This is a genomic window from Mesorhizobium sp. M7A.F.Ca.CA.002.04.1.1 (genome assembly GCF_004022805.1).
Taxonomy (GTDB): domain Bacteria; phylum Pseudomonadota; class Alphaproteobacteria; order Rhizobiales; family Rhizobiaceae; genus Mesorhizobium; species Mesorhizobium ciceri.
In genome coordinates this window covers 1049-6742 of record NZ_RZPL01000274.1, presented here as the reverse complement: position 1 = coordinate 6742, position 5694 = coordinate 1049, and the positions used below count along the sequence as shown (strand labels likewise).

The window sequence follows — 5694 nt, the reverse complement described above, 5'->3', positions numbered from 1 at the left end:
CTATTCCCCTCCCCGTCTGTCCCCGATGCCGCAGATAATGATCGGCGATCGCACAGGCAACCATTGCCTCGCCGATCGGCACGGCGCGGATGCCGACGCATGGATCGTGGCGGCCCTTGGTCATGATCTCGACGTCCTTGCCGTCCTTATCGATCGACTTTCGCGGGGTCAGGATCGACGAGGTCGGCTTGACGGCGAAACGGGCGACGATTGCCTGGCCGGTCGAGATGCCGCCGAGGATGCCGCCGGCATTGTTGGACAGGAACACCGGCTTGCCGTCATTGCCGATGCGCATCTCGTCGGCATTCTGCTCGCCGGTGATGCGGGCGGCCTCGAAGCCGTTGCCGATCTCGACGCCCTTGACCGCGTTGATCGACATCAGGCCGGAGGCGATGTCCTGGTCGAGCTTGGCATAGATCGGCGCGCCGAGGCCCGGTGGAACGCCGTCGGCGACGATCTCGATCACCGCACCGACCGAGGAGCCCGCCTTGCGGATGCCGTCGAGATACTGCGTGAAGACAGGAACGGAAGCCGGATCGGGGGTGAAGAACGGATTTTCCGCATCGCCGATGAAATTCCAGTTCCAGTTGGCGCGATCGATGGATTTCTCGCCCATCGACACCAGCGCACCGCGCACCACCACGCCGGGCACCACCTTGCGCGCCAAGGCACCGGCCGCCACTCTGGCTGCCGTCTCGCGGGCCGAGGAGCGGCCGCCGCCACGATAATCGCGCACCCCGTATTTGACGTCATAGGTGTAGTCGGCATGGCCGGGCCGGTACTGGCGGGCGATCTCGCCATAATCCTTTGAACGCTGGTCGACATTCTCGATCAGCATCGACACCGGCGTGCCGGTGGTGATCATCGTCTCGCCGTCCTCGTCGAGGATGAAACCTGACAGCACCTTCACTTCATCTGGTTCGCGACGCTGCGTCACGAAACGTGACTGTCCCGGCCGGCGCTTGTCGAGTTCGGCCTGGATCTCGTCGCGCGTAAAGCGGATGCCGGGCGGACAGCCGTCGACCACGCAGCCGAGCGACGGGCCATGGCTTTCGCCCCAGGTGGTGACGCGGAAAAGGTGGCCGAACGTGTTGTGAGACATGAAATACCCTGCCCGGCATCGGAGCCGGCTGAAGATTGCGTTCTATTGGCGTTTTTCACAGGGGTCAAACTGTGATCTGGCGGATTTAGTTTTGACACATTCGGTTGGTTTCTGCTCTGCTCCATCCGCTGTTGAACAGCCCGCCGCCATGCCGGTGCAATGATAAAGAGGAACGATTATGCGTACCCTGATTAGCGCCGTTGCCGCCACGCTGCTGCTTTCCACCGCCGCTTTCGCCGGCCAGACCGAAGGCCTGATCAAGAAGATCGACAAGGACACGGCGACGCTGACGCTGGATGACGGCAAGTCCTACAAGCTGAACGCAGAGACCGATCTCGACGCGCTGAAGCCGGGCATGGACATCGTCATTGCCTACGATGTGACCAATGGCGAAAACGTCATCACCGACATGGAACTGCCGGACAGCTCAGCCAACTAGAGCTTCCAACCTCAATTGAATGCAGCGTTTGCGGTTCAGCTTTCGCCGAGCCGCCTGCGAAATGGCCTAGAGCGTGTCGCGTCTGAACGGATTCAGGCGACCCGCTTTAGGTCTTTGTTTTATGCATGTCGTTCTCCCAAAACCGGGGCCAATTTTGGGCGACATGCATCAAAGCCACTCCAGACTCTTGCCTTCGAGCTTGAGCAGGCGATCCTGCGGTATTTCCAGGTTCGCTGCCTCGTCCTCGGCCAATCCCAGAACGAAACGAAACAAGGTGCGCATGACGCCGCCATGGGTCACGCATATCGTCTGGCGTTCAATCGCGTCGAAGCATGGCCTCACCCGTTCGAGCAGCATCTGATAGCTCTCGGCGCCTTCGCCGGGCGGCTGGAAGTTCCACTTGTCCAGAGCACGCGTCCCGCTTGCTCCGGGATACCGCGTCTCCAGCTCGGGAAAGGTAAATCCCTGCCAATCGCCGAAATTGACCTCGACGAGGCGCGGATCGGTTCGATAGGCATCCGGATCCAGCTTCATCGCGGCGCGAATACGCTGCATCGTTTCGCGCGTCCGTTTCATCGGACTGGCGACGAAGTCGAATTCCCAGGGATCTGGAACCAACGCAGCTAGCCGAAGCCCGTTGCCGGTCGCCTGTTCGCGGCCAAGAGCATTGAGATCGGTGTCAGCCTGCCCCTGAAGCCGCATTTCGGCGTTCCACGCGGTCTGGCCGTGGCGCGCGATATAAACCAGCGGGTACATCAGGTCTTCCGGTGCGGATCGGGACGGACGACGGTTGGGGGGTGCTAGTCCTTGACCGTCGAAATATCAGGCGCGTCGACCGCCTTCATGCCGACGACGTGGTAGCCCGAATCGACGTGGTGCACTTCACCGGTGACGCCGCGCGACAGATCGGACAGGAAATAGACGCCGGAATCGCCGACTTCCTCCTGCGTCACCGTCTGCTTCAGCGGCGAATTGTACTCGTTCCACTTCAGGATGTAGCGGAAATCGCCGATGCCGGAAGCGGCAAGGGTCTTGATCGGGCCGGCCGAAATGGCGTTGACGCGGATCTTCTTGGCGCCGAGATCGACCGCCAGGTAGCGCACGCTGGCCTCGAGCGCCGCCTTGGCGACACCCATGACGTTGTAGTGCGGCATCACCTTTTCGGCGCCGTAGTAGGTCAGCGTCAGCAGTGAGCCGCCATCGGTCATCAGCGCCTCGGCGCGCTTGGCGATGGTGGTGAAGGAATAGACCGAAATGTCCATTGTGCGCAGGAAATTGTCGCGTGACGTCTCGACATAGCGGCCAGTCAGCTCATCCTTGTCGGAGAAGGCAATGGCGTGGACGAGGAAATCAAGCTTGCCCCAATGTCTGGCGACATTGGCGAAAACCTCATCCAGGCTCGCCGGATCGGTGACGTCGCAATGGCCGGCGACAAAGGCGCCCAGTTCCGCCGCCAGCGGCTCGACACGCTTCTTGAACGCCTCGCCCTGATAGGTCAGCGCTATCTCGGCGCCATGATCGACGCAGGCCTTGGCAATGCCATAAGCGATCGACCTATTGTTGGCGACGCCAAGAATGAGGCCGCGCTTGCCGGCCATTAGGCCCTGTCCACCCGCCATGTGAGCGCTCTCCGCAAGATTTCAGCTTTGTGGGTTGCCCTATCGCACAGGCACAGAGCCCCTTCAAGCGCTCAAAACGGACAGTTCAGGGGACAAAAGCCGCCGATCAGCCTTTTTGGCTGCGCAACAGCGCTTCGAGCGCGCTGTCACCGCCTTCCGGCAGCATGATACGCACATGAGCGTAGAGATCGCCGTGACCGCCGGCCTTTTCCGGCAGGCCTCTGCCCTTCAGCCGCAGGACCTTGTCGGAGCTCGACCAGGCCGGAATGTTGACCGCGAGCCTGCCGGTCGGCGTCTCGACAGGCACCTTGGCGCCGAGCACGGCATCCGCCAGCATCACCGGCAGATCGGCGTGCAGGTCGCGGCCTTCGATGCGGTAGCGTGGATGCCGGCGCAGATGGATCTTGACCAGCGCGTCGCCTGGCTGGCCCGGCCCCTGCTCGCCTTGACCCTTGAGGCGGATGGTCTGGCCATCCTCGACATAGGCCGGCAGCTTGACCGCCACCTTGCGGCCGTCGGGGAACATCGCCGTCACCTTTTCAGCGGTCGCCGCTTCCTCGATGGTGACGTCGAGCGTCACGTTCAGATCGGCAGCGGTCGTCTGCTGGCGGCGATCGCCCATGCCGGGACCGCGCGCGCCGGAAAAAGTGTCGCCAAAAATCTGGCTGAAGATGTCGCTGTTGCCGTCGAACGGATCGCCACCGGGTCGACCGGAGCGGAATTCGAACCGCGAGCCGCCCGGACCTTGCTGCCGGCGAAAGCCGCCAAACGGATCGCCGCCACCGGCAGCGCCCTCAAAGCCCTGGAATCGCGGCTTGCCGTCAGCGTCGATCTCGCCGCGATCGAAAGCGGCGCGATTCTTTTCGTCGCCGACGATCTCGTAGGCCTGGTTGGCTGCGGCGAAACGGTCCTTCGCCTTTGGATCATTCGGATTCTGGTCCGGATGATGCTTTTTGGCGAGTTTCCGGTACGCCGACTTTATGTCTTTGGCCGATGCGTTCCTGGCAACGCCCAGCACCTCATAGGGGTCGCGCATGCTTACTGCCCTGGAGAAGAGTTGAGTCTCTGGTTGCCTCTTATATGCGCTCCCATAGGAAGAAATTCCAGTGCTGGAGCCGCATATCAGACGCGGAAAATCAGAGCGCCTTGAAGTCCTGCATGCGCCAGCCGCCGGCGCTGGCCAGGCACAGTTCGCCTTCGAACATGGCAACGCCGTCAAAGCTTTCGCGCGAGGCCTTGAAGCGGCGGCAGGTCTGGCCGTTGTCCTTCAATTCCGCCAGATCGGTGATGGAACCGCGCGAGCCGGTACCGGCATTGGCCCATGGGACGGCCTGCCCGCCGAGCTGCTCGATGTCGGCCGAGGAGACTGCATTGCCGATCGTCGTCTGGTCGGAGTCGCGATCCAGACTGGCCGGCGCGGCCGAGGCCGATGTGCTGCTGGTCAGGATCGAGCGGTCGACTTCGGCTTTTTCCAGGCTGAAGCCGCCGGCGCCACAAGCGGCAAGCGGCAAGGCGACCGCCACGATCGCGGCTTTCGCGCTGGCCGAAGCGATAACGCTCCATTGCCTGCTGTCAAAAGCTTGCGCGATAAGCGACAATCGGCAGCCTCCCCCTTGCTTCGTTAAGAATCTTGGCTTTGTAAGAATCTTCGTGACAATTTGAGAAAAACTATGAGTGACACTGAGTTAACAAGCGGTGACTTTACCGAGGCTGCCGAGCCGTTTCGCCTGTTTGCCGCATGGCTGGACGACGCCACGAAAAGCGAGCCGAACGACCCCAACGGCGTGGCTCTGGCGACCGTCGATGCCGACGGCATGCCGGATGTGCGCATGGTTTTGCTCAAGGGGTTCGATGAAAGCGGGTTTGTCTTCTACACGAATTTCGAGAGCGCCAAGGGCCAGGAGATTCTTGGCAGCATGAAGGCGGCGATGTGTTTCCATTGGAAATCACTGCGCCGCCAGGTACGCATTCGCGGACCGGTGGAGATCGTCAGCGACGCCGAAGCCGACGCCTACTATGCGACACGGCCGCGCGGCAGCCGCATCGGCGCATGGGCCTCGAAACAATCGCGGCCGCTGGAAAGCCGCTTTGCGCTGGAGAAGGCAGTGGCCGAATACACGGCACGCTACCCGATCGGCGAGATCCCGCGGCCAAAGCACTGGTCCGGCTTCCGAATCGTGCCCACGACAATCGAGTTCTGGCACGACAGGCCGTTCCGCCTGCACGACCGGCTCGTCTTCAGCCGCAACGCGAAAGGCGCCTGGGACAAGACGAGGCTTTATCCCTGAAGAAGAGGCTCAGGCCTTCTTTCTCGTCATGAACGCGGTGAGCGCGGCGCGCGCCTCATCGGACTTCAGGCGCTCGCGAAAATGCTCGCTTTCCTCGCCGATGCGGGCGACGAGGTCGTCGCGCGAGCCGCGCATCAGGTCGCGCGCGATCTTCAACGCCTGCGGCGGCTTGGCCGCGATCTGGCCGGCGGCCGCCAGCACCGAGGCCTCCAGTGCTGCTTCCTCGACCACCTCGTAGATCAGGCC

General features: G+C 62.3%; 7 protein-coding genes and 1 pseudogene. 2 read left to right on the top strand and 6 right to left on the bottom strand.

Annotated features, from left to right (window positions below; translation table 11 throughout):
- Positions 1–1102 (bottom strand): chorismate synthase (aroC, locus tag ENZ75_RS16000; RefSeq protein ID WP_128278177.1); only part of this gene is annotated, 1102 nt, incomplete at its 3' end.
- Between the two features lie 178 nt (positions 1103–1280).
- Between aroC and ENZ75_RS15995 the strand changes: the two genes are divergently transcribed.
- A complete protein-coding gene (locus ENZ75_RS15995; protein ID WP_013532801.1) occupies positions 1281–1541 on the top strand; it encodes a DUF1344 domain-containing protein in 261 nt (86 codons plus the stop codon).
- A gap of 168 nt (positions 1542–1709) precedes the next feature.
- Here the strand turns inward: ENZ75_RS15995 and ENZ75_RS15990 are convergent, their stop codons facing one another.
- The 4 genes from ENZ75_RS15990 to ENZ75_RS15975 all read right to left on the bottom strand — a co-directional run bounded on the left by ENZ75_RS15990 (position 1710) and on the right by ENZ75_RS15975 (position 4758).
- Complete coding sequence (locus tag ENZ75_RS15990) at positions 1710–2297, bottom strand: histidine phosphatase family protein (protein ID WP_013532802.1); 588 nt, start codon at positions 2295–2297, stop codon at positions 1710–1712.
- A 44-nt stretch (positions 2298–2341) separates the two neighbouring features.
- Positions 2342–3160: an enoyl-ACP reductase FabI gene (fabI, locus tag ENZ75_RS15985; RefSeq protein ID WP_063167666.1), complete on the bottom strand. Its 819-nt coding sequence runs from the start codon at positions 3158–3160 to the stop codon at positions 2342–2344.
- A 106-nt stretch (positions 3161–3266) separates the two neighbouring features.
- Positions 3267–4196, bottom strand: a complete 930-nt coding sequence (locus ENZ75_RS15980; protein WP_063167665.1) for a J domain-containing protein — start codon at positions 4194–4196, stop codon at positions 3267–3269.
- A 100-nt stretch (positions 4197–4296) separates the two neighbouring features.
- Positions 4297–4758, bottom strand: coding sequence for an RT0821/Lpp0805 family surface protein (locus tag ENZ75_RS15975; protein WP_013532805.1), 462 nt, complete (start codon positions 4756–4758; stop codon positions 4297–4299).
- Positions 4759–4830: 72 nt separating this feature from the next.
- On the opposite strand from ENZ75_RS15975, the gene pdxH reads away from it, so the two are divergent.
- Positions 4831–5448 carry a pyridoxamine 5'-phosphate oxidase gene (gene pdxH, locus ENZ75_RS15970; RefSeq protein ID WP_063167664.1) on the top strand — a complete coding sequence of 206 codons (618 nt, stop codon included), beginning with the start codon at positions 4831–4833 and terminating at the stop codon, positions 5446–5448.
- Positions 5449–5457: 9 nt separating this feature from the next.
- Here pdxH and ENZ75_RS35120 read toward each other — a convergent pair.
- A pseudogene (locus tag ENZ75_RS35120) lies at positions 5458–5694 on the bottom strand (enoyl-CoA hydratase); the annotation flags it as partial.

Excerpts from the sequence above, each read along its gene's own strand:
- ENZ75_RS15995 (WP_013532801.1), top strand. The coding sequence starts at position 1,281 with ATGCGTACCCTGATTAGCGCCGTTGCCGCCACGCTGCTGCTTTCCACC.
- ENZ75_RS15990 (WP_013532802.1), bottom strand. The coding sequence starts at position 2,297 with ATGTACCCGCTGGTTTATATCGCGCGCCACGGCCAGACCGCGTGGAAC.
- fabI (WP_063167666.1), bottom strand. The coding sequence starts at position 3,160 with ATGGCGGGTGGACAGGGCCTAATGGCCGGCAAGCGCGGCCTCATTCTT.
- ENZ75_RS15980 (WP_063167665.1), bottom strand. The coding sequence starts at position 4,196 with ATGCGCGACCCCTATGAGGTGCTGGGCGTTGCCAGGAACGCATCGGCC.
- pdxH (WP_063167664.1), top strand. The coding sequence starts at position 4,831 with ATGAGTGACACTGAGTTAACAAGCGGTGACTTTACCGAGGCTGCCGAG.